This is a genomic window from Asaia sp. BMEF1 (assembly GCF_051628905.1).
In the GTDB taxonomy this organism is placed as follows: domain Bacteria; phylum Pseudomonadota; class Alphaproteobacteria; order Acetobacterales; family Acetobacteraceae; genus Asaia.
Window position 1 is genome coordinate 3,351,238 of the sequence record NZ_CP157575.1, and the last position, 26,446, is coordinate 3,377,683.

At 60.8% G+C, this 26,446-nt stretch carries 24 protein-coding genes and 1 tRNA gene; 19 read left to right on the forward strand and 6 right to left on the reverse strand.

The genetic code is table 11. From position 1 onward, the window contains the following. Positions 1–85: 85 nt before the first annotated feature. Positions 86–3,541, forward strand: coding sequence for a transcription-repair coupling factor (mfd, locus tag ABHV46_RS14985; RefSeq protein WP_438382123.1), 3,456 nt, complete (start codon positions 86–88; stop codon positions 3,539–3,541). Between the two features lie 330 nt (positions 3,542–3,871). Continuing rightward, positions 3,872–4,666 carry an SDR family NAD(P)-dependent oxidoreductase gene (locus tag ABHV46_RS14990; protein WP_438384452.1) on the forward strand — a complete coding sequence of 265 codons (795 nt, stop codon included), beginning with the start codon at positions 3,872–3,874 and terminating at the stop codon, positions 4,664–4,666. A 45-nt stretch (positions 4,667–4,711) separates the two neighbouring features. Here the strand turns inward: ABHV46_RS14990 and ABHV46_RS14995 are convergent, their stop codons facing one another. Next, positions 4,712–5,623, reverse strand: a complete 912-nt coding sequence (locus ABHV46_RS14995) for a hypothetical protein (protein ID WP_438382124.1) — start codon at positions 5,621–5,623, stop codon at positions 4,712–4,714. 208 nt (positions 5,624–5,831) lie between these two features. Between ABHV46_RS14995 and ABHV46_RS15000 the strand changes: the two genes are divergently transcribed. Further along, positions 5,832–7,244, forward strand: a complete 1,413-nt coding sequence (locus ABHV46_RS15000; RefSeq protein WP_438382125.1) for a pyridoxal phosphate-dependent decarboxylase family protein — start codon at positions 5,832–5,834, stop codon at positions 7,242–7,244. A gap of 438 nt (positions 7,245–7,682) precedes the next feature. Here ABHV46_RS15000 and ABHV46_RS15005 read toward each other — a convergent pair whose 3' ends face one another. The 3 genes from ABHV46_RS15005 to ABHV46_RS15015 all read right to left on the reverse strand — a co-directional run bounded on the left by ABHV46_RS15005 (position 7,683) and on the right by ABHV46_RS15015 (position 11,275). Beyond that, complete coding sequence (locus tag ABHV46_RS15005) at positions 7,683–9,545, reverse strand: cobaltochelatase CobT-related protein (RefSeq protein WP_438382127.1); 1,863 nt, start codon at positions 9,543–9,545, stop codon at positions 7,683–7,685. A 13-nt stretch (positions 9,546–9,558) separates the two neighbouring features. Beyond that, positions 9,559–10,575: an AAA family ATPase gene (locus ABHV46_RS15010; protein ID WP_438382128.1), complete on the reverse strand. Its 1,017-nt coding sequence runs from the start codon at positions 10,573–10,575 to the stop codon at positions 9,559–9,561. 112 nt (positions 10,576–10,687) lie between these two features. Further along, positions 10,688–11,275 carry a DnaJ domain-containing protein gene (locus tag ABHV46_RS15015; RefSeq protein ID WP_438382130.1) on the reverse strand — a complete coding sequence of 196 codons (588 nt, stop codon included), beginning with the start codon at positions 11,273–11,275 and terminating at the stop codon, positions 10,688–10,690. A gap of 51 nt (positions 11,276–11,326) precedes the next feature. Between ABHV46_RS15015 and ABHV46_RS15020 the strand changes: the two genes are divergently transcribed. Continuing rightward, positions 11,327–11,614, forward strand: a complete 288-nt coding sequence (locus ABHV46_RS15020; protein ID WP_438382132.1) for a BolA family protein — start codon at positions 11,327–11,329, stop codon at positions 11,612–11,614. Then, positions 11,611–12,201, forward strand: a complete 591-nt coding sequence (locus ABHV46_RS15025; RefSeq protein ID WP_438382135.1) for a LolA family protein — start codon at positions 11,611–11,613, stop codon at positions 12,199–12,201. The genes ABHV46_RS15020 and ABHV46_RS15025 overlap by 4 nt, the downstream gene beginning before the upstream one ends. Here ABHV46_RS15025 and lipB read toward each other — a convergent pair. Beyond that, a complete protein-coding gene (gene lipB, locus ABHV46_RS15030; RefSeq protein WP_438382137.1) occupies positions 12,105–12,869 on the reverse strand; it encodes a lipoyl(octanoyl) transferase LipB in 765 nt (254 codons plus the stop codon). The two genes, ABHV46_RS15025 and lipB, sit on opposite strands and share 97 nt — an antisense overlap. A 57-nt stretch (positions 12,870–12,926) precedes the next feature. Here lipB and ABHV46_RS15035 point away from each other — a divergent pair. From ABHV46_RS15035 to ABHV46_RS15075, 9 genes are all read left to right on the forward strand, one after another. After that, positions 12,927–13,012: transfer RNA gene (locus ABHV46_RS15035), tRNA-Leu, on the forward strand. Between the two features lie 279 nt (positions 13,013–13,291). Next, a complete protein-coding gene (gene galU / locus ABHV46_RS15040) occupies positions 13,292–14,167 on the forward strand; it encodes a UTP--glucose-1-phosphate uridylyltransferase GalU (protein WP_438382138.1) in 876 nt (291 codons plus the stop codon). Then, a complete protein-coding gene (locus ABHV46_RS15045) occupies positions 14,167–15,597 on the forward strand; it encodes a phosphomannomutase/phosphoglucomutase (RefSeq protein WP_438382139.1) in 1,431 nt (476 codons plus the stop codon). Before galU ends, ABHV46_RS15045 begins: the two co-directional genes overlap by 1 nt. Next, entirely contained in the window at positions 15,591–15,770 is a 180-nt protein-coding gene (locus ABHV46_RS15050) for a DUF3553 domain-containing protein (RefSeq protein WP_438384455.1), read from the forward strand. Before ABHV46_RS15045 ends, ABHV46_RS15050 begins: the two co-directional genes overlap by 7 nt. A gap of 14 nt (positions 15,771–15,784) precedes the next feature. Next, positions 15,785–16,549 carry a ComF family protein gene (locus tag ABHV46_RS15055; protein WP_438382140.1) on the forward strand — a complete coding sequence of 255 codons (765 nt, stop codon included), beginning with the start codon at positions 15,785–15,787 and terminating at the stop codon, positions 16,547–16,549. 23 nt (positions 16,550–16,572) lie between these two features. Then, the gene (gene grxC, locus ABHV46_RS15060) at positions 16,573–16,830 is read left to right on the forward strand and encodes a glutaredoxin 3 (RefSeq protein ID WP_438382141.1); all 258 of its coding nucleotides are present in this window, start codon (positions 16,573–16,575) and stop codon (positions 16,828–16,830) included. Then, on the forward strand, positions 16,830–17,255 hold the full coding sequence (locus ABHV46_RS15065; protein WP_438382142.1) for a DUF1178 family protein: 426 nt from the start codon (positions 16,830–16,832) through the stop codon (positions 17,253–17,255). Before grxC ends, ABHV46_RS15065 begins: the two co-directional genes overlap by 1 nt. 43 nt (positions 17,256–17,298) lie before the next feature. After that, the gene (locus ABHV46_RS15070) at positions 17,299–17,742 is read left to right on the forward strand and encodes a DUF2147 domain-containing protein (RefSeq protein WP_438382143.1); all 444 of its coding nucleotides are present in this window, start codon (positions 17,299–17,301) and stop codon (positions 17,740–17,742) included. A 35-nt stretch (positions 17,743–17,777) separates the two neighbouring features. Continuing rightward, positions 17,778–19,040 (forward strand): lactonase family protein, encoded by a 1,263-nt coding sequence (locus ABHV46_RS15075; RefSeq protein WP_438382144.1) that lies wholly within the window; start codon positions 17,778–17,780, stop codon positions 19,038–19,040. Positions 19,041–19,187: 147 nt separating this feature from the next. On the opposite strand, the gene ubiG is transcribed toward ABHV46_RS15075, so the two are convergent. Further along, positions 19,188–19,925: a bifunctional 2-polyprenyl-6-hydroxyphenol methylase/3-demethylubiquinol 3-O-methyltransferase UbiG gene (gene ubiG, locus ABHV46_RS15080; protein WP_336945532.1), complete on the reverse strand. Its 738-nt coding sequence runs from the start codon at positions 19,923–19,925 to the stop codon at positions 19,188–19,190. 169 nt (positions 19,926–20,094) lie between these two features. Between ubiG and ABHV46_RS15085 the strand changes: the two genes are divergently transcribed. From ABHV46_RS15085 to hisS, 5 genes are all read left to right on the forward strand, one after another. After that, on the forward strand, positions 20,095–21,342 hold the full coding sequence (locus ABHV46_RS15085) for an aspartate kinase (RefSeq protein ID WP_336945531.1): 1,248 nt from the start codon (positions 20,095–20,097) through the stop codon (positions 21,340–21,342). Positions 21,343–21,344: 2 nt separating this feature from the next. Then, positions 21,345–22,421 (forward strand): NAD(P)H-dependent flavin oxidoreductase, encoded by a 1,077-nt coding sequence (locus tag ABHV46_RS15090; RefSeq protein WP_438382145.1) that lies wholly within the window; start codon positions 21,345–21,347, stop codon positions 22,419–22,421. Positions 22,422–22,423: 2 nt separating this feature from the next. Next, positions 22,424–23,788, forward strand: a complete 1,365-nt coding sequence (locus ABHV46_RS15095) for a RodZ domain-containing protein (RefSeq protein ID WP_438382146.1) — start codon at positions 22,424–22,426, stop codon at positions 23,786–23,788. 238 nt (positions 23,789–24,026) lie between these two features. Beyond that, positions 24,027–25,196 carry a flavodoxin-dependent (E)-4-hydroxy-3-methylbut-2-enyl-diphosphate synthase gene (ispG, locus tag ABHV46_RS15100; RefSeq protein WP_438382147.1) on the forward strand — a complete coding sequence of 390 codons (1,170 nt, stop codon included), beginning with the start codon at positions 24,027–24,029 and terminating at the stop codon, positions 25,194–25,196. 4 nt (positions 25,197–25,200) lie between these two features. Next, positions 25,201–26,445: a histidine--tRNA ligase gene (hisS, locus tag ABHV46_RS15105; RefSeq protein ID WP_438382148.1), complete on the forward strand. Its 1,245-nt coding sequence runs from the start codon at positions 25,201–25,203 to the stop codon at positions 26,443–26,445. Position 26,446: the final 1 nt, after the last annotated feature.

Genomic DNA, 26,446 nt, shown 5'->3' on the forward strand with positions numbered 1-26,446 from the left:
TATAGGATAGAATTGTCATGGAACAAAACGAAACCATCGCCTGGCAGCCTGCCTGCATCGTGGCGCGCGTGCTTTGGATTTCTGAATGACCGATACCCCCGACTGGCCGATCCTCTGGGGCGTGCCGGAAGCCTATACCGCGTTCCTCCTGCGTCGCCGCCTGGGCGAGCATGATGGCCCGCTCATCCATGTTGGGCGCGACGACGCTGCCGTAGCGGCTCTTGCCGACATGCTGGCCTATGTCGAACCGGATGTGGCCGTGCTCCGCTTTCCCGCTTGGGACTGCCTGCCTTACGATCGCGTCTCGCCTAATCCGGCCATCACGGCCGAGCGCGCCGCCACCCTGACACGATTGCTCGAACCCGCAGGTAAGACGCGTCGCATCGTGCTGACCACGGTGCATGCGCTGGTCCAGCGCGTGCCGCCGCGTGACGCGTTTCGCAATCAGGCCATAGCGGTCAGGAAGGGCGAGGCCCTCGATCAGGCCATGCTCATCGAGTTGCTGATTGCCAGCGGCTACACGCGTACCGATACGGTCATGGAAGCCGGAGAATTCGCTACCCGAGGCGGTATTTTCGACCTCTATCCGGCGGGTGAAAGCGAGCCGATTCGCCTCGATCTGTTCGGTGATGAGGTGGATAATATTCGTCGCTTCGACGTGGCAAGTCAGCGCTCGACCGAAACGCTTGATGCCTTCAAGCTGCGTCCCGTTTCGGAATATGCGCTCAGCCCCGATGCGATCAGTCGTTTTCGCTCTTCATGGCGTGACCTGTTCGGTCCTTCGTCGGCATCCGATGTCGTTTACGAGCATGTCAGCGAGGGACGACGATTTCCCGGACTTGAGCATTATATCCCGCTCTTTCATGAGCACATGGATACGCTGATCGATTATCTGCCCGAGGCTTCGGTCAGTATCGATCATCAGGTGCCGGATATTCTCAAGGCACGTCTCGAGATGATCGCCGATCACTACGAGGCCAGAAAAGCCCCCGCTCGTGAAGGCGAGGCCATTTATCGCGCCCTGCCATCCCATCTGCTATATCTCAACCGCGCGGGCTGGGACGCCATGCTGGCGCGCGTGCCCTGCATCGCGCTTAATCCTTTTGCCAAGCCCGACGCCACACAGGGCCTCGATGCCGGTGGGCGCCCCGGCCCGATTTTCGTGCGTGGCAAGGACGGCACGCGCGAGGGGGCTTTTGACGCCCTGCGCACACAGCTTGAGTCGTGGGAGAAGGCCGGTCGTCGCTGTTACGTGACGGCCTGGACCAAAGGCTCGCGTGAGCGCATCGCCTCGCTGCTCAAGGAACATCGCTTCACGACCGAATTACACGATAGCTGGGCATCGGCGGCAGGTATCGCGCCCGGCACAGTTGGGCTTGTCGTGCTCGGGCTCGAGCGAGGCTTTGTGGGCGACCGCATGGCGTTCATCTCGGAGCAGGACCTGCTGGGCGAGCGTATCGCCCGCCCGCCCCGGCGCAAGCGCCGCGCCGAGCAGTTCATTACCGAAGCATCTGAAATCGCCGAGGGCGATCTGGTTGTGCATGCCGATTACGGTATCGGGCGCTATGAAGGGCTGGAGACGGTCAGCGATGGCGTGGCGCCGCATGACTGCCTCAGACTGCTTTATGACGGCGCACAGAAGCTGTTTCTGCCTGTCGAGAATATCGAATTGCTGAGCCGTTTCGGCTCCGATCAGGGGGGCGTTGCGCTCGACAAGCTGGGCGGTCAGGCCTGGCAGGCGCGCAAGGCCAAGATGAAGGAGCGCATTCGCGATATGGCGGGCGAGCTGATACGCACTGCCGCCGGCCGCGCCATGAAGGAGGCGCCGTCTCTCATGCCCGCCGAAGGGCTGTGGGACGAGTTCTGTGCGCGTTTCCCTTTTGTCGAAACAGAGGACCAGTCGCGCGCCATCGCCGATGTGCTTGAAGATCTGACTTCAGGTCGCCCGATGGACCGTCTGGTCTGCGGCGATGTCGGCTTCGGCAAGACCGAAGTCGCCCTGCGCGCTGCTTTCGTTGCGGCGCTATCGGGTGTTCAGGTGGCCGTGGTCGTGCCGACCACGCTTCTCGCGCGTCAGCATTTCCGCAGCTTCTCAACGCGTTTTGAGGGCTTCCCGGTGCGTATCGCCCAGCTCTCTCGTCTTGTGACGGCAAAGGAAGCCGCCGAGACCCGCCGCGCCCTTGAAGCGGGCGAGGTCGATATCGTGGTCGGCACGCATGCGCTGATCGCCAAATCGGTGGCCTTCGCCAATCTGGGGCTGCTCATTATCGATGAGGAGCAGCATTTCGGCGTTGCTCACAAGGAGCGTCTCAAGTCGCTGCGCGAAGACGTACATGTGCTGACGCTCTCGGCCACGCCGCTCCCCCGCACGCTTCAGCTCTCCCTGAGCGGCGTGCGTGAAATGAGCCTGATCGCAACCCCGCCGACGGACAGGCTGGCGGTGCGCACTTTCATCACGCCCTTCGACAGTGTGATGATTCGCGAAGCCATCCAGCGCGAGCGTTTTCGCGGAGGGCAGATTTTCTGTGTCGTGCCGCGCATCGAGGATATGGATCGCATGGCCGAGCGTCTGCGCGACATTGTGCCCGACGCCAAGACCGTTCAAGCCCATGGCCGTCTGACGCCCGCCGAACTCGAACGCGTCATGACCGAGTTCTCCGACGGGCGATACGATGTTCTGCTGTCGACCAATATTGTCGAAAGCGGGCTCGATATGCCTGCTGTGAATACGCTCATCATCCATCGCGCCGACATGTTCGGTCTTGGGCAGCTCTATCAGCTTCGCGGGCGCGTGGGCCGTGGCAAACAGCGTGGTTATGCCTATCTGACCTGGCCGCAGAGCCATCGCCTGTCGGTCGCTTCCGAGAAACGGCTCGAGATCATGCAGACACTCGACACGCTTGGTGCTGGTTTCACCCTTGCCTCTCATGATCTCGATCTGCGCGGTGCAGGCAACCTGCTGGGCGATGAGCAATCAGGCCATATCAAGGAGGTTGGCATCGAGCTTTACCAGCAGATGCTCGAAGATGCCGTCACCACCATGCGTCTCCAGCGCGATCAAAAGCGTGAGGAAGACAAGGACTGGACGCCCAACATCATCCTCGGCCTGCCGGTTCTGATTCCCGAAACCTATGTGCGTGATCTGCCTGTGCGTCTGGGTCTCTATCGGCGCATCGCCGGGCTTGAGGGCGAGGCGGAACTCGATGCGATGCGCGCCGAAATGGTCGATCGCTTCGGCTCTCTGCCGCAGGAGGTCGAGAACCTGCTCGATGTCGTGATCATCAAGCGGCTCTGTAGTGCTGCTGGGGTTGACCGTCTGGAGGCCGGGCCGAAGGGCATGGTCATCCAGTTCCGTAACCGCAAGTTCCGCAACCCGATGGGTCTGCTCAAATGGGTCGAGCGGCACAAGGATCAGGGGGTGAAACTACGTCCTGACCAGAAACTTGCCGTGGTGCGCGAGATGACCAACGCGCAGCGCATTACCATGGCGCGAAAGGTGATGGGCGCCATGAAGAAGCTGGCAGAGAAAGCGGATAGCTGAACCGGGGAGTGATGCGGGGCGCTGCCCCGCACCCCGGAAAGGGGCGCGCCCCTTTCATCCCTTTCCGAAGGCGTGTTCTTGAAGGGTGATGACTCTGTCTCGGGGGGGGGTGATCCTGCTTGGGTTTTGCGCGTATTGAATTGTTTGAAGCGCGCTGTGTGGCACTGTTCCGTCTTCATCTGAACCTACGCACCGTTTTCAATCCTGTGTGTGGAAACGGGTTTCCAAAGGGCGACCGCCCTTTGGCGGGGAATGGGGCAGGGCCCCATGAACGCAACTTATCCTCCTCTTGTTTGTTCGATTGATATCGAATGAATGGAGAGACATATGTTGACACTCGATCTTTCGGGGCAAAAAGCTCTTGTCACCGGTTCCACTGGCGGTATCGGTCTCGCGATTGCCGAACGACTGGCCCAGGCGGGAGCCCATGTGATTGTCAATGGGCGCGGCGAGGAACGGACGCAGGTGGCGGTCGAGGCGGTCCGGAAGAAGGTGCCTGACGCGCAGGTGACCGGTTTCGCGGGTGACGTGGCGCAGCCTGCGATCATTGCCAGCCTGCAGCAGGCGCATCCCGTGCTGGATATCCTCGTCAATAATCTCGGTATCTTCGAGGAAACGCCTTTCGCCGAGATATCCGACGATGACTGGCAGCGCTTTTTCGATATCAATGTAATGAGCGGGGTGCGTTTATCGCGTGCCTATCTGCCGGGCATGGTGGCAGAAAAGCGCGGGCGCATCGTCTTCATTTCAAGCGAGTCCGGGCTGAATATTCCGGCTGAGATGATCCATTACGGGTTCAGCAAGGCGGCTCAGATTGCGATTGCGCGCGGTCTTGCGGAAAGCGTGGCGGGCAGCGGTGTTACGGTCAACAGCGTGCTGCCGGGACCGACACGGACAGAGGGCGTCATGACCATGATGCAGAAGGCGGCAGAAAAAACGGGCCGCACGCTTGAGGAAACCGAGGCGAGCTTCCTGAAGGATAACCGCCCCACATCTCTTTTGAAGAGGCTGGAAGAGCCGGAAGAGGTGGCGAATATGGTTGCCTATATCTGCTCGCCGCTGGCTTCGGCGACGTCGGGAGCTGCGCTGCGTGTGGAGGGTGGGCTCCTGCGTCATCCGGGCTAGGCGCGAAGCGCATCGAGGGGCGCCGGGCCCGCCCCTCCTTTGCCTTCAGTTGACGGGGATGGGGATTGAATTGACCTTGAGAATGCCGCCATCGAGTGCCAGATCCCAGAGCACCTGATTGCCGTTGTGATGGCCCATGAACTGGGCGACCGAGAGCGCTGTGGTTACGCCGGTTGGCACTACCGGGCGGATGGTGGCGAGCAGGTCGCTCAGATCTGTGATGGCAATGTGAAGCGCCCCGGTGCTGGTGGCAGCGTCGCGGCCGGGTGTGATCCAGCCCGAACCGTCAAGACGCCCCTTGGCCCAGAGGGCCTGAAGCGACGAAATGGTGATTTTTCCTGACGGCGTGCGCGTACTGTCAAGCATCTGCTCAGGGATGGTGAGGGTGGTGTTCACGCTGCCGGGCAAGGCCGACCCGCCGGGCGCCGAAAGCCCCGATGACGCAACGACGACATCGATACCGCCAGGGGCCTGACTGGCGCGCATTGTGACAGTGATCTGCTCAGCCGAATAATGTGTGCTGCCATCCGATAAAGCGACCTTGTTCCAGATCATTTCCGCTACAGCGCCTTGATGCAGGGCATCGCGCAGATTGCGCAGGGCTGGCCGCCCGTCGACGCCATGGCAGCTCGCAGGCGACGAGTCATGAACCAGCTTCAGAAGCCCGAGAGAGACGAGGTCATTCGCATCGCGCAGGTTCGGCAGGGTCAGATGCCCCTGTCGATCTCTCACCGTGACCTGCTGCACATGAACGACTGCCTCGGCTCCGACGAGGCGGGCGGAATAACCTGACATGCCAAAGGAGGCAGTTCCCATCGTGCGTGAGGCCGAGTCGGTACTCATGCACGCAGCGGGAACGGCGTCGGCCTTGGCCGAGTGGGGTAGGGCCCCGATGGCGAGCAGGGTCAGGAGAGAAGCAGTAGCGTATTTCATGGACACGACGATGGGGCTGTTCATGCGGCCAGACAACTGGAATTTTGCGGCAAGAGTGCGGCACCCGGCTAACGCCAGGTCAGGGGCGTTGGCTGGCTCTCTCTTCTGGACGCTTGTGACATCGACCGAACGCGCGCGGTCCCTCTTGCTGCGGCGAAGGCAGGACTCGATAAGAGAGGCTTCGGCCGGTAATCGGTCGGTCGGACACGGTGTGGCGAGAGGAATAAGAGCGATGAGTGGACTGGACCCGGAAGATTTCGCGCCGCTGCGAGCGCTCGCCCACCGGATGCTCGATGACGTGTTCGATCGTGCCGAGCATATGGGCGAAGGCCCGGTCTGGCAGCCCATGCCGGAAAACGCACGTGAGGCATTCAGGCTGGGTCTGCCGCAGCAAGGCGCAACGGCAGAAACGCTTTATGGACAGTTTCTTCAGCAGATACGCCCTTATTCCAACGGCAATCCGCATCCCGGCTTCATGGGGTGGGTTCAGGGTGCGGGTACGCCTATCGGCATTCTGGCCGAGCTGCTTGCTGCCAGCCTGAACGATAATTGCGGTGGGCGCGATCATGCGGCCATCGAGGTCGAGCGTCAGGTTATCCGCTGGGCGGCAGAGATGGTCGGCATGCCCCTAGAATCATCTGGCTGTTTGGTGACCGGGTCTTCTTTGGCCAATTTCATCGGCATCATCACGGCAAGTCGTGCGGTCGATCCGGCTATGCGGGAGCAGGGCGTGTCGGGACGCAAGCTTGTGGGCTATGCCGCCGAGACGGCCCATGGCTGCGTCAGCCGGGCTTTCGATCTGGCCGGGCTCGGTAGCGAGGCGCTGCGTCTGATTCCGGTGGACGAACTCTATCGCATGGATGATCTGGCGCTTGCGGCGCGCATCCGGGAAGATCGTGCGGCAGGCTATCATCCGTTCATCATTGTGGGCACGGCGGGCAGCGTCGATTGCGGCGCGGTCGATCCGCTAGAGGCGTTGGCCGATATCGCTCAGGCAGAGAAATGCTGGTTTCACGTTGATGGGGCTTTCGGCGCTTTTGCCCGATTGTCGCCCGAACACGCGATCATGCTCGATGGCATTGAAAGAGCCGATAGTCTGGCGCTCGATTTCCATAAATGGGGGCAGGTGCCTTATGACGCCGGATGCGTTCTGGTGCGCGATCGGGCAGCCCACGCGCAGGCTTTTGCTCAGTCGCTCAGCTATCTGACACGCGCCGATCGCGGGCTCGCGGGCAATGCGCCCTGGCCCTGCGATTTCGGTCCTGATCTGTCACGCGGTTTTCGTGCACTGAAGGTCTGGATGACGCTCGCGCATTACGGGGCGCCGCGCATGGGCGAAATGGTGGCGGAATGCTGCGATGTGGCCCGCCATCTGGCCGAATGCATCGAGAGCGACGACCGCTATCTGCTGATGGCGCCGGTCGCGCTCAATGTCGTGTGCTTCACTCTGGTCGATTTCGACGATGAGGCAATCGACGAACTGGTCAAGGATCTGCACGAGAGCGGTGTTGCTGCCCCGTCGACGACACGTATCGAAGGGCAATTGGTAATCCGGGCAGCGATTGTGAACCATCGCACGACGCGGGCCACAATCGACGCGATGCTTGCTCAGATCGGCGAACTGGCTGAGAAATACACCCGGTAGACCGGCTTGCCTTCGAACTCCGTTTCGTTCCTGCGAGCGAAATTCACAGGTATAAAATAGGGAAAGGGTGATGGGCGCAATTTTCCGCGCAGAACGCTATGGGTGCGTGGCACGGCTTTCTTGGGGGACGATGAGGGCTGGCAGGGGCTTGCCAACGTCAGTCTTACACCCGGATTTTGCCCGTTGCCCGACCGGCTTGCTGGGTTTCGCGGGGTAGGTAGAGCCCGACATGATGCAGCGATGAGCGGCTGTTTTATTAGCAGTAGCTTTTCAGTCTTTGCCGAACCGTAGAACGGTTACCTGCGATGCTAACGCTCCGGCTCTGACAGATGCTCGTTCAAGAGCGTCTGTCAGCGTCGTCACTGGTCAAGACTGTTACTTAAGGAGCGTTCTGACCGAACAGCCGGATCAAGATATGTGCGCTTGGATAAAACGCGGTTATCGGGCGACGAAGAGGTCGGAAAGCTGCTTGATCATCGTGCCGCCGAGTTCCTCTGCGTTGGTGAGCGTTACCGAATTGCGATAATAGCGCGTGACGTCATGGCCGATACCGATGGCCAGAAGTTCGGTCTCTGGCGAGGATTCGATGCGCGCGATGACCGAACGCAGATGGTCTTCGAGATAGGAACTCGGATTGGTCGAGAACGTGCTGTCATCGACAGGCGCCCCGTCGGAAATGACCATCAGAATGCGACGATGCTCCGGTCTGCGACGCAGGCGTTTCCAGGCCCAGAGCAGGGCCTCGCCATCGATGTTTTCCTTGAGCAGCCCTTCGCGCAGCATGAGACCGAGATTGTTGCGGGCGCGACGCAGGGGGGTATCGGCATCCTTGTAGATGATGTGACGCAGATCGTTCAGACGGCCCGGCTCGGGGGGGCGACCGGCTGCAACCCATCGTTCGCGGCTCTGGCCGCCTTTCCAGGCGCGGGTAGTGAAGCCGAGAACCTCGGTCTTGACGCCGCAGCGTTCGAGCGTGCGGGCAAGAATGTCGCCGCACATGGCAGCGACAGAAATGGGACGTCCGCGCATCGAGCCGGAATTATCGATCAGCAGGGTCACGACCGTATCGCGGAATTCGGCCTGACGTTCGATCTTGTAGGACAGGGAGAGCGTGGGATTGGCGACGACACGAGCCAGACGGGCCGCGTCAAGAATGCCTTCCTCCTGATCGAAGGCCCATGAGCGCTGCTGCTGCGCCATGAGCTTGCGTTGCAGACGATGCGCAAGGCGCGAGACCACGCCTTGCAGAGTGCTCAGTTGCTGGTCGAGTTGCTGGCGCAGTCGGGCGAGTTCATCCGGGTCGCAGAGTTCGGCGGCGTCGGCTTCTTCATCGAAAGCCGTCGTGAACATTTTATAGGCTGGCGGGGCGCTGCTGGCCTCGTTTTCCTTGCCTTCGTCGTCCTCGAGTGTTCCCGCAGGCTGTTCCGCGCCTTCGTCCTGAAGGTCAGAATCGCTCGCCTCGCGGCTATCGGGCTGCTCGGTGGGCTCAGGCTGAAAGCCGTGGGTATCGCTGTCGTCCTGGTCCTGCGGTGAGGGCTCGTCGTCGGCCTGATCGGATTCGGTCTGGCTGTCATCGTCCTGATCCGGATCGTCAGCCTGACTTTCGTCATTCGGCTCCGGCTCTTCGGTCAGGTCGAAAGCCTTGAAAAGCCCTGAACAGGCTTCGGCAAAGCGCCGCTGGTCCATCTGCGAGGAGGCAAGGCTTTTCAGAGCGCGCTGGGCGTCTGGGGTGAGGGTTTCGCGCCAGGCTTTCAGAGCAGGGCCCGCTTGTGACGGGGAAGACTCGCCAGAAAGTGCCTCACGCACCAGAAGCGGCAGGGCCACGGAAGCGGGCATGTCGTCGCGTGCCGCCATACGCCCATAGCCACCCTCGTGACAGTCCAGCGCGAGTTTCTGGCGCAGATTTGCCTGCACCCCGGCCATGTGACGGGCGCCGAAAACCTCGCAACGTACCTGCTCAAGTGTGTCGTAGAGCGGTCGCGTTTCCGGCGTGTCGCTGTTCAGCGGCAGGGGGGCGAGCGCGTCGTCATGATGCTTGAGCCGTAGAGCCGCGGCGTCGGCAGCGCCACGCACACGCTGCATTTCCTGCGGGGTGAGGGCACGCGATACATAGGGAAGCTGGATGCCCTTGGCCTGCTTCGACGTTGCCGAGGCAGCAAAACTTATCTCCGTCTCGGCCTCACCCGACATGGCGCGCAGGGCAGCAGTCGTGGCGCGCCGAAAGGCATCGGTGCGCTCACTGCCGGGCAGGGCAAGGTCGGTCGTGTTGCGGTCTGGCGTCTTCGGCCTGGCGGAAGCCATGAACCCGCCCCCTTCAGGTGTTCAGCGGAGACTGGTTGAAGCAGCGCTGATAGTACTCAGCGACGATCCCTCGCTCGGCCTCATCGCATTTGTTCAGGAAGGTGAGGCGGAATGCGAAGGCGAGATCGCCGAAAATGCGTTCGTTTTCCGCCCAGGTAATGACGGCACGTGGCGACATGACGGTCGAGATATCGCCCGCCATGAACCCGGCGCGGGTCAGATTAGCGAGCGCGACCATGCTTTCGAGACGTTTGGTAATGGCGGGCTCGTCACCCAGCCCGAGCTTGGCGCGCACGATACCCACCTCCTGATCGAGCGGCAGGTAGTTGAGCGAGGCCACGATGTTCCAGCGGTCCATCTGGCCCTGATTGATCTGCTGCGTGCCGTGGTAAAGCCCGGTCGTATCGCCGAGCCCGACCGTGTTGGCCGTTGCAAAAAGACGGAAACCGGAATGCGGGCGAATGACGCGGTTCTGGTCGAGGAGGGTCAGATGGCCCTCTGCCTCGAGCACGCGCTGGATGACGAACATCACATCGGGGCGACCGGCATCGTATTCGTCGAAAATCAGAGCGACAGGGTGTTGCAGGCACCAAGGCAGCAGACCTTCGCGGAACTCCGTGATCTGCTTGCCGTCACGCAAAACGATAGCGTCCTTGCCGATCAGATCGATACGCGAAATATGGCTGTCGAGATTGATACGAACCGTCGGCCAGTTCAGCCGGGCCGCGATCTGTTCGATATGAGACGATTTGCCGGTGCCATGAAAGCCCTGCACCATGACGCGACGATTATTGGCAAAGCCTGCCAGAATAGCGCGCGTGGTGTCGCAGTCGAACTGGTAGCTGGGGTCGATATCGGGCACATGCTCGGTGCGGATAGAGAAGGCAGGCACCTCCATATCGCAATCGATGCCGAAAACGTCACGGGCGGAGACGATCCGATCGGGCGCGCCAAGTACATGGGTGGGCACCGCGTTCTGTTCAGCGGTGACAACCGTTTCCGGTGCGTCGATGGAGGCGAGATCGCTCATGGGTTCAATCCGTCTTTCACTCTGTCTTGCAACAGTCTGTCTTGTCAGGTTCTCGGCAAGGATATGGTCATGTTTCCCCCGATGGCCAGAGGGAAACGCGCAATAAACCGCTCTAGGGACTGACCAGATGGGCGCGAATCGCACTATAGGCGACGCTGACCGTCTTAAAACGGTCTTCCGCGGCAGGATCTCCCGCATTGGCATCAGGATGATGCTTGCGTGCCAGTTCCTTATAGCGCAGCTTGAGCGCGTCGATTGTCACCGGCCAGTCGAGCGCGAGCGCACGGAGATGGTCGCGCAGGGCCGGCGGGGCGGTCTCGCGGGCCTGCTGATGGCGCTGTCTTGCCGCCTGAGCACGTCTTGCGCGGGTTGAAGCGAGAATATCGAGCGGGTCGAGAACCTCTTCTTCATCGAAATTCTGCCCGCCTCTCGTGCCGAGCTTCCATGAAGGGCGCTGCCAGGAGATATCGGCTCTGAGTTGGGACTCGATCTGGCCGGGCGTCATGCCTTTGTAGAAATCCCACCGCGCGTTGTATTGACGGACATGGTCCAGGCAGAACCAGAAATATTGTCGTAACTGCGTGCGGTCCTTCGGCGCACGATATCCCGCATGCTCGGTGCAGCCGGGCATGTCGCAATAGCGCTCCGGTGCATCGGGATCAGGGTCGAATGCCCTGTGTTTTGTGGATTTACGCTGCATGATCGGGTTTATGTGCGTTGTTAGAGACGCCGATGCAAGAAGGGAGTGCTCATGAGTGACCTCAAGGAACGCGCAGCGCGCATGAAGGCTGAACTCGATGCTGCGTTGCAGCCTGTCGAGATGACGATACGCGACGACAGCAAGCGACATGCGCACCATGCGGGGCGCAACGGTGTTGAGGGTGACGAGACCCATTTCACCATGACGATCCTAAGTGAGCGCTTCGGTGGCATGAACCGGGTAGCTCGGCACAGACTCGTTAACGACCTGCTTAAGCCGGAATTCGAGTCCGGGCTTCATGCGCTTTCCCTTACCCTCTCGGCGCCGGGCGAAAGATGAAAGCAGCTACACGTCTGTTCTCTGCCCTGGCTTTCGCTGGCGCGTTGGCAGGATGCGCCGTGAACGGCATGGAAGGGCTTTCCACCCCGCAGCAGCGTGAGGCGCATCGTGTTGAGGCGGCCCTAAACCGTCCGGTTACGCTCGAGGGGCACTTCGTACAGATGGGGCCCGGACAGAATGGCGGGGCAGGGCATTTTTCTTATCGTCCCGGTGCACTTGCCCTGGACTATGTGTCGCCCCACCCCATGACGCTCAGAGCTTCCGGCACGCATCTCGTGCTCGACGATAAACAGACAGGTGCGGTGACCCGAGTCAGTCTGGCGCGCAACCCGCTCGGCCTGCTGTTGCATATACCGGTGCGTTTTGCGGGCGCTATCCGTGTGACAGATATCCGCGCCACCCCTGGGGCGGCACAGATATCACTCGCTGAGTCCGATAATCCGTCACAGGGTCTACTGACCCTGCAACTGATAGAGACCAAAAGCGGGCTTCAGCTTTCCTCTCTCGATGGCGTCGATGCGCGAGGAAATCGAATCGTGTTGTCGCTCTCTGACGTGATTGAAACCGGCGAGTCACCGAAGAACTGAGGCCAAATGGCAAGAAGTGCTTCGTCCAGATCCTCCATCGTGAGATCATGGTTGAAGCGCTTCACACTGCTCACGCCGAATTCCTTGATGCCGCAGGGGATAATTCCATCGAAGTCGCTCAGGCGTGGGTCGAAGTTTATCGAGATCCCATGCCAGGAGACCCATCGGCTTACACGTATGCCGATAGCCGCAATCTTGGTTTCCAGCCCTGAGACGGGATCATTGACCCATACGCCGATTCGTCCACATTCGGTGCGTCCCTCGATTCCTAGCTGCGCCAGGCTTGCAATTACCCAACGCTCGAGGCTCTGAACGAAGGCGCGCAGATCGCGTGCAGGGGTCGGGCCGTGGCTGCGCTGGAGATCGAGCATCACATAGACGATTCTCTGTCCCGGCCCATGGTACGTCCATTGCCCGCCGCGACCGGCGTCATAGGTGGGTAGCTGGTCGGGATTGATCAGATCGGCTGGTTTTGCCGAGGTGCCGGCCGTGTAAAGACGAGGATGCTCCAGAAACCACAGGTGCTCTTCGGCCTTATCCGCCCTGATGGATGCAGCGCGGTCCTGCATCGCCCTGAACGCCAGTTCATAGGGAATCAGCCCTTTTTCCTTTTTCCAGGATATTTTGTCGAAAATCGCCTTTTCGGCGATTGCCTGCTCATCGGTCATCGGCTATAGCCCCCTTCACACGAGCGGTATCGCCCAGAGCGGGCCGCTTGTCACGATGCGGTCGTGGCGGAATGGTAGACGCGCAAGCTTGAGGTGCTTGTGGGGGCAACCCCGTGGAAGTTCGAGTCTTCTCGACCGCACCATCGGAACTGGAAGCACCCCCTTAGGGGGGTGCCAGTCCACCAAAGAATTCTAAAAATCTTATGCGGACGAAATGAACTTTCATTAACCTGCAGGCTTTCTACTGCCGTGGTTTTTGTGAAATTTTGTGTTCGTGCCATCACTTTGCCGAAGTTTGCCGTCCAGATACTGGATATGATGCAGTCATCGTGCGATCTGGATGTGTGGTCCACGCTTACAGTCTGGAATTAAACGCGCAGGGCTGCGTCGCATACTCTGTAAAGTTCTAAAGGTCGGAAATCGTGATCAAGCCGCTCAGAAAAGCTGTACTCCCCGTTGCTGGTATGGGAACGCGCTTCCTTCCCGCCACGAAGGCTATGCCAAAAGAGATGCTGCCGGTCGTCGACCGCCCTCTTATCCAGTATGCGATTGATGAGGCACGCAAGGCAGGTATCGATCAGTTCTGTCTGATTACCGGGCGTGGCAAGGATAGCCTTATCGATTACTTCGACGTGGCGTTCGAGCTCGAAACCACACTCAAAGAGCGTGGCAAGAATGCGCTGCTCGAGACGCTTCAACCCAGTTCGATCGAAGCTGGCTCGCTCGCCGCCGTGCGCCAGCAGGAGCCGCTTGGCCTGGGTCACGCCATCTGGTGTGCGCGCTCGTTTATCGGTGACGATCCGTTCGCCATCCTTCTGCCTGACGACATCGTGCAGGGAGAGAAGGGCTGCGTTTCGCAGTTGGTCGAGGTCTATAACCAGACTGGCGGTAACGTTGTGGCTGTCTCGGAAGTGCCCAAGGAGCATACAAATCGCTACGGTATTCTCGATGTCGGCAAGGATGATGGAAAACTGGTCGAGGTGAAGGGGCTGGTTGAGAAACCCGACCCCGAAGATGCCCCCTCAAATCTGTCCATTATCGGTCGCTATGTGCTTCTGCCCGAGATCATGACCCATCTCTCCAAGCTGGAACGTGGTGCCGGTGGCGAAGTACAGCTTACGGACGCCATGGCGAAGATGATCGGCCACACGCCGTTCCATGGTCTGCGCTATGACGGTATTCGCTATGATTGCGGTGACAAGGCCGGCTATCTGGAAGCTCAGATTGCCTTTGCTCTCGAGCGCCCGGATCTGCGCGAAGCCATGCGCGGTTTCATCAAGAAATACGCCGATGCCTGATGGGCACTCTGTTTCGACATGAGTTCCATCCTTCCATCCTGCGGGAATACGATATCCGCGGGATGGTCGGTAAAACGCTTTTCGAAAACGACGCTCAGGCTTTGGGCGTCGTTTTTGCGTCTGTGTTACGCGAGCAGGGTCGTGACCATGTAGTGGTCGGGCATGACGGTCGCGATAGCTCTCCCGGTCTGGAGCAGGCTCTGGTCGGGGGGCTTGTCTCGGGCGGCATGACCGTGAAGCGTCTGGGATGTTGCCCCACTCCAGAGCTTTATTTTGCCTCTTTCAGTGATAAGGCAGCAGGCGCCATCATGGTGACGGGCAGCCATAACCCAATCGGTTATAATGGCTTCAAGATCGTCCTAGGTAATCAGCCCTTTTTTGGCGAGGCCCTTCTCGGGTTAGCGCAAGCATTGCGCGGCGGTGTGCAACTGGGTGTGCAGAGCGGTCAGGCGCGCTGGTGCGATTCCGATGGGCGTTATGAAGCAGCCCTGGCGGAGGGGCTGCGCCATCGGGCGCGCAAATTGCGTGTTGTCTGGGATAACAGCCACTCCTCGGCCGCTTATGCGCTTTCCCGGCTTCTGCTTCGCTTGCCCGGTGAGCATATCGTGCTGAATGGGACGGTTGACGGGCTTTTCCCCGCGCATCATCCTGACCCGACGCTGCCTGAAAACATGGTCCAGCTTCAGCATGCCGTGCGCGTTAATGCCGCCGATCTCGGTGTCGCGTTCGATGGTGATGCGGATCGTCTGGGGGTGGTCAATGAGAGCGGCGCCCTTATTCAGGCAGATCGATTGAGCCTGATTTTTGCGCAGTCCATTCTCCAGGAACGGCCCGGCGCGATGATTCTGGGCGATGTAAAAATGTCGCAGGTCTTTTTCGACGGCGTTGTGGCGGCCGGTGGTCGTGTTGCGATGTGCCCGAGCGGTCATTCCGAGGTCAAATCGGCGATGCGTGAGACCGGCGCGGCTTTTGCCGGAGAGATGTCGGGCCACTTCTTTTTTGCCGATCATTGGCCGGGCTTCGATGACGGGCTCTATGCGGCTATCCGTCTGATCGATTTGCTGGCGGGACAGAGCCAGACGCTTTCGAAGCTTTGCGAGGCTCTGCCTGATCTCGTTTCGACGCCGGAAATTCGCTTCGAGTGTGACGATGACATCAAGTTTGCAGTGATCGACAGGATTGTGGCCCGATGTCGTGCCGCGGGTGATGACCTTGTGCTGACGGATGGGGTGCGTGTGAAGGCGATGCATGGCTGGTGGCTGCTCAGGGCATCGAACACCCAGCCAGCGCTGGTGGCGCGTGTCGAGGGCAGCAATCACGCTACCTGTCAGGACATGCTCGCCCATATAGCCCGCCTGCTCCAGGACGAGGGTGTCGTGTTTCCGGTGATAGAAGGGTTTTCCCCGAACCTAGGCGAGGCAGAATCGTGAGGCCGATCATCAGTTTCTACGAGCCAGGCCAGCTCGTGGCGCATCCCAACTGCCCGGATTGGGGTATCGGCCAGGTCCAGAGCGTTACGGGCCATCGCGTGACGATCAACTTCGAAAACAGGGGCAAGGTACTCGTCAATGCGCAGCTAGTCGATCTGATCGTGATCGGGTGAGGAAGGGCGGGACGGTGAGGGCGCTGCGTTTTCTCGTCCGCGCAGGGCTCGATCTATTTTTCCCGCCTGCCTGCCTTTCTTGCGGGGGTGAAACCGCTCAGGCAGGTCTGGTCTGTCTCGCCTGCTTTCAACGCCTGCACCCTATCGTCCTGTCATGTGGTCATTGTGCCCTGCCGGTAGCGTCCGAGGCATATCTCGATCCCACCGGGTGCTGCGCCAAATGCGCCCATCCTGTGCATTGTTGGGATAGGGCACAGGCGGCCTGGCTTTATGAGGACACAGCGCGGCGCCTGATCCTGCAGTTCAAATACGGCGATCGGCTGGAAAGCGGCGCTTTCCTTGCGCGTGGCATGGTGACCGCAGCCAGTCATATGCTGGGCGGCGCAGATTATCTTGTGCCTGTGCCGCTGCACCGGCGTCGTTTCTGGCAACGGCGCTACAATCAGGCGGCGCTTCTTGCCCGGCACATCGCGTGCTTGCGGCCTGGCCTGCGCGTTTTGCCTGACGCCCTGATTCGCTACCGGGCAACACAGACGCTTGCCAGCCTGTTTCATGATCAGCGCGCGAAAGCACTCGAAAATGCGTTTAAAGTAGCAGCTTCGAAGCGGGATCTCCTGGCCGGGAGGCATATCGTTCTGATCGACGATATCTTGACCACAGGCGCTACCGCCTCCATTTGCGCAAGGCATCTCCGGGAGGCGGGGGCGAAGCGTGTGGATGTTCTGGTGGCTGCGCGTACTGTCAAGGCTGCAGAGGGACCCGACACGTTTGACGCTTAATGGCAGTGAGGATTCAGCTTATCGTGCAGAAAATTGAGATATATACCCAGCCGGGTTGCCCTTATTGCGTGCGCGCCGTTCAGATTTTGGCGTCCAAAAACGTTGCATTCGAAGAGATCGATGCGCCGCACGGCACTCCCGAGCGTCAGGATGCGATCCGCCGTTCAGGGGGAGGGCGGACCGTGCCCCAGATTTTCGTCGGCGAGCAGGCGCTCGGGGGCTGCACCGACCTCATGCAACTCGAGGCGAGCGGCAAGCTCGATGCGATTCTCGGCAAGTAATGATTTGTTATAGACTGCATTGCACGCTCGGGCATGAATTCGAAGGCTGGTTCCCCAGCGCAGAATCCTTCGACAGGCAGAAGGCGCATGGTCTGGTGCTGTGTCCGCAATGCGGTGTGAGTGCGGTCGAGAAGAGTCTGATGGCACCGGCCCTGGCGCGTTCTGCCGAGCCGCCTCCGATCGCCCCGGCCGATCAGATCCGTATGGCGTTGCGCGCCATCCGGAGAGAGGTCGAGTCACGCTGTGACGATGTCGGAGACCGATTTGCCGAAGAAGCGTTGAAGCGTCATGATGCGCGCGACGACGGGGAGCGCCAGTCCGATCGTGGCATCTATGGCACGATGAGCGACTCCGAAAGGGAAAGGCTCGAAGATGAAGGCGTCGATTTTACCCCGGTTCCCTGGATCGACCGCTCGGAGTCGTAAGGGTCTATCGGGCGCACGCGCCCTGCTGACGGGTGCAGCCCATATGGCGAGGCTTATCCCGCTTCTGGCCTTTCTTGGGGCATCGCACGCCATGGCTCAGACTGTCGGCAATCCGCCTGCGCCGGAAGAAGGGCTTTGGCTGGCGCAGGATCACGATGGTGTGTTTCAGATCGGTCGCTGCGGCGAGACGCTCTGCGGAAGGCTGATTGGCATGCAATATGACGGCCCCGTTCCCAAGGATGTGTGGGGTCGTTCACAATGTGGGCTGGTCATGCTGACCGATTTCCGACTAAGCAAGGACGAAAACGTGTGGCGGGGGCATATTCTCGACCCGGAAACAGGGCGTACCTATGACGCTCGTATCCATGCCGAGTCTGCTGAGGTGCTGAAGCTGCGCGGTTTCATTCTTGGAATTCCCCTTTTCGGCAAGACGCAGACCTGGACCCGTTATCGAGGTACGATCGGACCCGAGTGCAAATTGCCCTGAGCCGGAACGCCACCCGAGGAGCTTGAGATCAGACCATGAAGACGACCCTTTCCCGCCGCAGCTTCGCGTTGGGTACCCTTGGCCTGCTGGGATGCGCCACCGCGCAAGCGCAGGACGCGACTGACAAGGCACCGGCCGCGCCGCCGCCGCCGCCCAAGCAGGTTTCCAAGACGATCTGTTTCGTCGGGGGCTACACCAAGCACGCCCCTGCGGGCGGCGCCGGCAATGGCGAGGGGATCGCCGTCTTCGAAATGGATCGGGAAAGCGGCGTTCTGACGCCGGTGACGACCTTCACCGATATTGCCAGCCCGTCTTTCATTACGCTCTCTCATGACAAGCGCTTTCTTTATGCGCTGAGTGAGGTCGATGATTTCAACAAGGATGGTGATGGCTCCGTCACGGCTTTTGCCGTCGATCGCAAGACCGGGTCGCTCAAGAAGCTTAACTCTGTCAGCTCTGGCGGCGCGGTGCCGGCGCATCTGAGCGTGCATCATTCGGGCCGCTACGTGCTGGTCGCCAATTATATGGGCGGGTCTGTCGGCGTGCTGCCCATCCGTCCTGATGGATCGCTCGGCCCTGCCACCGACGTCGTTCATAATACCGGCCCCCGTCAGCCGGAACGGGCTGCGGATAATCCTCAGGGCAATTTCGCGGTATCGGACCATTCCGGCTCGCACCCGCATATGATCCAGAGCGACCCGAGCGGCAAATACGTGATCGCTGACGATGCCGGTCTCGATCGTGTCTATGTCTGGACGCTGAATCTCCAGACGGGCAAGCTGGTCCCTGCCAAGGTGCCGTATTACGACATGACGCCAGGCAGCGCGCCGCGCCACTTCCAGTTCAACCGTTCCGGCAAACTGATGTATAATCTCTGCGAGCAGGACTCGAAGATCGTCGTCAGTGCTTTCGACCCGCAGACCGGCGCCATCAACAACCTGCAATCGGTCAGTACGGTCACCTCGCATTTCCGTGGCAGTACGCTGGCGGCTGAGATCCTGATCTCGGCAGATGACCGTTTCGTCTATGCGTCGAACCGCCTCGGTGACTCGCTCGCCGTGTTCAAGGTCGGTGAGGACGGTACGCTGACCCTGCAGGACGAAGCCTGGATGCACGCTGATTACGGCCGCGCAATGATGTTCGATCCTTCGGGAAATTTCCTCTTCTGTGCCAATCAGCGCAGCGATGCCGTTACCTCGTTCCGTGTGGACAAGGCGAGCGGTCAGCTTGGCTTTACCGAAAACTTCACCCCGGTGGGCAGCCCGACCACCTTCGCGTTCATGGATACGGAAGTCTGAGGAGAGACAGGCGGAGGAGGCGGGCATTTGCTCGTTTCCTCTTTTTGTGGCCCAGTCCTGATTCAGATCTGACCGGGGCTGAAACCGGGGAGGAAACAGCCTCGAAGCCTTCTCTCCATACCGGCTTTAACACCGGGCTAAACCGGTTCAGTCGCGAACGAACATCGTGATGTAATTGATGCTGGTATCGCGCGTCATGCGCCAATGCATCGGACGATAGCTCATTCCGGCGACATCGATCATGCGGAGCCCGACCGAACGGCCCATGCGATGCAGCTCTTCCGGCTTTATAAATTTCTTCCAGTCATGTGTGCCGACAGGCAGAAGACGCGCAATATATTCCGCACCGATCTTGGCGACAGCCAGTGAGCGCAGGGTGCGATTGAGCGTCGAGACCGCAATCAGACCGCCCGGTCTGGTGAGTGAGCGCAATAGCGACAGGAATTCCTGCGGATCGTTCACATGCTCGATCACTTCGAGCGCCGAGATGGCGTCGAAGCTCTTTCCTTCGCGCACCAGCTCCTCGGCGCTGCTCTTGCGATAAGTCAGAGTGCCCGAGCCTGCGGGTAGCGGGTGTGCCGCCAGATGGGCCTCTGCGGCGCGGATTCCCTCGGGGGAGGCATCGAGGCCGAGCACCTCATGGCCCATTCGAGCGAAGGCCTCGCTGGCCAGGCCGGCGCCGCAACCGATATCGAGGACCGAGAGCGAGCCGCCGCGCAGCGCTTCGAGACGTCTGAGATGGGCGTTTACCCATTGGGTGCGCATGGGATTCATGTCGTGCAGGGGCTTCATCGGCCCCTTAGGATCCCACCAGGTCGCAGCCAGCTGATCAAAATGGGCAATCTCGCGATCGGAAACGGAAGAGGCGGCGGTATCTGGCATCATGGATCCAAAAAGACAGAAATGAGACCGTTTTACCAGAGTATCTGGACGGCGCGATCCGGACTTAGTATGTGACCGGCCTTTCCTTGCGCAACATCGCAGGCTGGAAAATACGATCCCGGCGCTCTGTGATTGACCGCTTTCTGCTACGTACGGAGCCAGGTGCACCATTATGACGTCATCAGACCAGCGCCCAACCCGGATCGTCATGAAATTCGGCGGCACCTCCGTGGCCGACCTGGATCGCATACGCGCTGTGGCCGAACGTGTACGTATTGAGCGTGACAAGGGGCATCAGGTTGCCGTGGTCGTTTCAGCCATGGCCGGTGTGACCAATCAGATGGTGAGCTATGTTCAGGCGCTCGACCCCATGGCCGATGCGCGCGAATATGACGCTGTCGTGGCGAGTGGTGAGCAGGTGACGAGCGGCCTGACGGCCATCGCGCTTCAGGCGCTGGGCGTGCCGTCGCGCTCGTGGCAGGGGTGGCAGATTCCGTTCCGCACTGACGACGCTCATGGCAAGGCTCGTATCGGCGATGTCGAGGGTGCGGCGCTGATTGCGTGCATGGACCGGGGCGAGGTGCCAGTGATTGCCGGTTTTCAGGGTGTGGCACCGGGCGAGCGCATCAGCACGCTCGGGCGTGGCGGGTCGGACACGTCAGCCGTGGCGGTGGCGGCAGCGATCAGGGCCGATCGGTGCGATATCTATACCGATGTCGATGGCATCTATACGACCGACCCGCGTATCGTGAAAAAGGCCAAGAAGCTGGATCGCATCACCTTCGAGGAGATGCTGGAGCTGGCTTCGGTTGGGGCGAAGGTACTCCAGACCCGTTCTGTCGGGCTGGCGATGAAAGAAAAAGTGCGCGTGCGCGTGTTGTCGAGTTTCGAGCCCGAGACTGAACTCTCCGGGTCGTTGGTGGTGGATGAGGACGAGATGATGGAAAAGGAACTGGTCACGGGGATCGCCTACTCCCTGGATGAGGCAAAGATCTCGGTGAGCCGTATCCCGGACCGTCCGGGCATTGCCGCCGCCATTTTCAGCCCGCTGACGGCTGCGCGCGTCAATGTGGACATGATCGTCCAGAGCGTTGGCTCCGATGGCTCGACCAACATGACGTTTACCGTGCCCAAGGGCGATCAGGCGCGTGCGCTTGCCGCCCTTGAGGCTGCCCGCGGCGACATCCAGTATGGCGAAATCCATACGGCCAATGACGTGGTCAAGATCAGTGTCGTGGGCATCGGCATGCGCTCTCATTCGGGTATGGCCAGCACGATGTTCCAGACTCTCGCAGAGCGCGGCATCAATGTTCAGGTTATCTCGACCAGCGAGATCAAGATCTCGGTGCTGATCGATGCGGAATATATGGAGCTCGCCATGCGGGCGCTGCACACGGCCTATGGTCTGGACGGGGAATAAGCATGACAGACACCGATCAAACCCGTCAGAAAGCCCGCACGACGCTCGATCGTCTCTGGGCGCCGGGCTGCGAATTTCTGGGTACACCGACCGCTATTCTCGGTGGGGCCATGTCATGGGTCAGCGAGCGTAACCTCGTTTCGGCCATCTCGAATGCCGGTGGGTTCGGCGTCATTGCCTGCGGTGCGATGATGCCCGATCGTCTTGCGGAAGAAATTGCCGCCACGCAGGCTTTGACCGACAAGCCCTTCGGCGTGAACCTCATTACCATGCATCCCGAACTCGAAAAGCTGGTGGATGTCTGCCTGGAGCACAAGGTCGGCCATATCGTGCTTGCCGGTGGCGTGCCGAGTGGGGCGATCATCAAGCGGGTGCGTGACGGTGGCGCGCGCGCTGTCGGTTTTGCCCCGGCGCTGGCGCTGGGCAAGCGTCTGGTCAAGCAGGGTATAGAGGCGCTGGTGATCGAAGGCTCGGAAGCTGGCGGTCACGTCGGTCCTGTCTCGCTGAACGTGCTGGCACAGGAAATTCTGCCCCATATCGCTGGTGTGCCGGTATTCGTCGCCGGTGGCCTGGCCCGAGGCGATGCCGTGCTGGGGTTTCTGGAGCAGGGGGCTGCGGGAGCGCAGCTCGGGACGCTCTTTGCGGCCAGCACCGAAAGCATCGCGCACGAGGCATTCAAGAAGGCTTTTGTGCGGGCGGCCGCGCGCGATGCCGTCACCTCGAACCAGATTGATGAGCGTTTTCCGGTCATCCCGGTGCGTGGGCTCAACAACGCGGGGACGCGCCGCTTCATGGCCCATCAGGCTGCAACGCTGGCACGCTTCACCTCTGGCGAGCTGAGCAAGGAAGATGCGCAGCTCGAAATCGAGCATTTCTGGGCGGGCGCCCTACGCCGCGCGGTGATTGAGGGCGATGTGGAAGAAGGTTCGGTGATGGCCGGCCAGTCTGTCGGTATGGTCAAGGCCGTGCGCCCCGTAGCGGAGATTCTGCATGATCTGGTCGAGCAGGCCGTCGACGCACTGGTTGCAAGAGAGGCGCGTACCGGGCATCTTCATCCCTCTGAGATCGCAATCGGGTAATCATGCCAGAGAAGACGACAGACCGTATTCCGGGATGGCAGGGCGGTAGCGCAGATGGTGCGCGCGGCCTTGGCGCCGATCTGCGCGCCAGACGAGAAGAGCTCGGCTGGGCTTTGCCCGATGTAGCAAACTGGCTGCGCATTCGCGAGGCGTATCTTCTCGCCCTCGAAGAGGGGAATACGAGCGTCTTTCCGGGTAGTGCCTACGCGCTCGGGTTTCTGCGCAGCTACGCGCAGGCTCTCGGGATGGATCCCGATCACGCGGTGTCGCGCTTCAGGCAGGACATGCGTGGCGCGCTGGACCGCAAGCCCGAATTGAGTTTTCCTGAGCCCGTCTCAGAGCGCGGCGTGCCGGTCGGGCTCTGGGTCGGGGCCGGGCTCGCCGTTCTGGTGGGCACTTATATCGGCTATTATCATTTCTTCGGTGCCGATCCGGCGCCTACCCATCAGATGCCACCCGTGGCGGAAATTATGCCGGGCGTAACCCAGCACGGTACGCCGTCGCCGCAAATCGCTGCGGTGATGCCCGATCGCGGACTGGCACCATCGCCTCAAAATGCACCGTCTGCCTCGCCTGCCATAGCCCAGAGCAGCCCGGTGTCGACCGGCGCTCAGGCGTCTCTCCCCCAGAGCCAGAGCGTCGCTGCGGCAGCGATTACGGGTAGTAATCCGGCCATTGTCACGGCTGCGCCGCAGAACGGGCAGCCTACGCCGCCTCTGCCGACGGCAGTCACGTCTCAGCCAGGTACGAACCAGTCGGCTTTGCCTGGGTCAACACAGTTAGTGTCCGGCCAGCCCGGTTCAACCCAGCCGGTATCGAGCCAGTCAGGGGTATCCCAGCTTCCTGCCGCGGCGACCGCCTCGGCTGGTCCTACGGCTTCAACAGCTTCCGCAGCGCCGGCGAACATGATCGTCCTGCATGCTGCCGCCGATGCCTGGGTGTCGATCAGGGACAAGGCCGGGGCCACCGTTTTCAGCCGGGTGCTGAAATCGGGTGAAACCTGGCAGGGACCGGAGGATGCCGGGCCGTATCGTATGACACTGGGCAATGCCGGTGGTCTGACGCTGAGCGCGGGCGATGTGACGACTTCCGCGCTAGGACGCGTCGGCGCGGTGCGTCGAGGCCTTGTCGTTACCGCAGCAGCGATCCGCAACGGACAGCTCGGTCAGGACAGTGCCGCGGGCACGCCGGTTGTTCCTGCTGCCTCCGGCGTTTCCCCTGAAACTGGTGACACACCGACAAGTCAGAATACGGCGCCGGTCTTGAAAAAGGCGGCCACGACACCAAAAGTTACGGCAGCGACCCATGAGTCGGAAACCGACCGTCTGAACGCGCGGCAACTGGAACAAACGGCGCAGCCGCGCTAAAGCCTGCCCCCTATCGGAGCCATGCTTCGATAGGTAATGCAGGCCTGAGAAACGATTACAGACCCCGAGCGCCGGTCATTTTCGGTGAGACGGGGTTTCGACGAGACGGGCAGGGCGCTTCGCAATGGGGTGCGCTGGCCAGCATGACACAGACATGGGTAAGCGACATGGGACTGGGTTCCGGCGCTTACCCCGGAAAACAGGGCTGGCTCTGGTTTTCCGTTACGGAGACGAGATTATGAGCGGATATCGCCCCTACCAGTATATCGAACGTCGCAAGTCCCGTCAGATTCATGTTGGCAAGGTGGCGGTCGGCGGGGATGCGCCGATCTCGGTCCAGACCATGACCAACACCCTGACTTCCGATGCCAAGGCGACGATCGAGCAGATCCGCCTGTCGGAAATCGCGGGTGTGGACATCGTGCGCGTTTCGTGCCCCGACGAGGAAAGCACGGCAGCTCTCACCGAGATCGTGCGCGAAGTGAACGTGCCGATCGTTGCCGACATCCATTTTCACTACAAGCGCGCCATTGAAGCCGCCAAGGCCGGTGCGGCCTGCCTGCGCATCAATCCGGGCAATATCGGCAACGCCGAGCGCGTGCGCGAAGTCGTGAATGCTGCGCGCGATTATGGCTGCTCGATCCGTATCGGCGTGAATGCCGGATCGCTCGAGAAGCACCTGCTTGAAAAATATGGTGAGCCCAATCCCGACGCGCTGGTCGAGAGCGCCCTCGAACACGCCAAGATCCTTCAGGATCATGATTTCCATGAATTCAAGATCAGCGTAAAGGCGTCTGACGTCTTCATGGCGGTTGCGGCCTATCAGCAGCTCGCAGAAGTATGCGATCACCCGCTGCATATCGGCATCACCGAAGCCGGGTCGAAGCGCGCGGGCACCGTCAAATCGTCGATCGGTCTGGGCAATCTGCTCTGGGCCGGTGTGGGCGACACGATGCGCGTCTCGCTTTCTGCCCCCCCGGAAGAAGAAGTGCTCGTGGGCTGGGATATTCTCAAGTCGCTGGGCCTGCGTCATCGCGGCGTCAAGATCATCTCCTGCCCATCCTGTGCGCGTCAGGGCTTCAACGTGGTCGAGACCGTACAAACCCTCGAAGATCGCCTGCAACACATCAAGACACCGCTCACACTGTCGATCATCGGCTGCGTCGTGAATGGCCCGGGTGAGGCGCTTATGACCGATCTTGGCGTGACGGGCGGTGGTGCCGGTCGTCACATGGTCTATTCGGCGGGCAAGCAGGATCACCGCCTGAACGAAGGCCAGAACATGATCGAGCATATCGTCGATCTGGTCGAAGAGCGTGTGGCGAAGATCGAAGCCGAGAAGGCAGAACAGGCCGAGCAGGAAGCGGCTCAGCAGGCCGAGGCCGCGCTCGCCTCGGCGGGCGTCTGAAACCATGAGCCAGTTGCAGCCGGTTCGTGGCACGCATGATCTGATTGGCGATACGGCCCGTCGCCACGCCCATGTCGTCGAAACAGCGCGTGAAGTCACGCGCCGCTATGGCTACGAGGAATGGTCGACCCCGATTTTCGAGGATACGCGTGTTTTCTCGCGCACGCTCGGCGATACCTCCGATGTCGTGACGAAAGAAATGTACACGTTCGAGGATCGAGGCGGCGACAGCCTGACGCTGCGTCCCGAGGGCACCGCGGCCATCTGTCGTGCTTTCGTGACGAACGGGCTGACTCAGGCCCTGCCGCAGCGCGTCTTCTATCAGGGGCCGATGTTTCGCTATGAGCGTCCGCAAAAGGGGCGTTTTCGTCAGTTCCACCAGATCGGCGCCGAGCTGCTGGGAGCGACCGATGCCCTGATGGATGCCGAGACCATCGCCATGGCGCATGCCATTCTCGAGGCGCTGGGTCTGGGCGAGGCGGTCACGCTCGAAATCAATACGCTTGGCGATCTAGAGAGCCGTCAGGCGTGGCGCGAGGCGCTGGTCGCCTATTTTCAGTCTCATGCCGAGGCGCTGTCGGAAGAGAGCCGAGCGCGTCTGGAAGCCAACCCGCTGCGCATTCTCGACAGCAAATCGTCGCAGGACAGGGCGCTTCTGGAAGAGGCGCCGAAGTTCGGTGCCTACCTGAACGAGGCCTCGCAGAACTTCTGGGACGATCTGCGTCGCAATCTCGATCTGTTCGGTGTCGGTTTTGTCGAAAACCCGCATATCGTGCGCGGCCTCGATTATTATAGCCATACCGCCTTCGAATTCGTGACCGATCGCCTCGGTGCGCAGGGCACGGTTCTGGCTGGCGGTCGCTATGAGGGGCTTGTTGCCCAGATGGGTGGCCCGGCGACGCCAGCCATCGGCTGGGCTGGCGGGATAGAGCGTCTGGCTCTCCTCATCGAGGGCGCTCCCGAGCAGGCTAGCCCTATCGCTATTCTTCCTACAGGTGAGTCCACCCTGCCTGCCTCTGTCACGGCTGTACAGGCGCTGCGTCAGGCCGGTTTCGCGGCCGCGCTGGAAACGCGCTCGTCGCTCAAGAAGCGTATGGAGCGCGTGGTCAAGTCGGGCGCTGCCCATATGGTTCTGGTGGGTGAAGACGAGCTGGCACGCGGAGCGGTGACCGTGCGCGATCTTGGCAAGCGGGAGCAGGTCGAAATCGCTCTCGATTCTCTGGCGGAACATTTCCTGAAAGCTGTCTGAT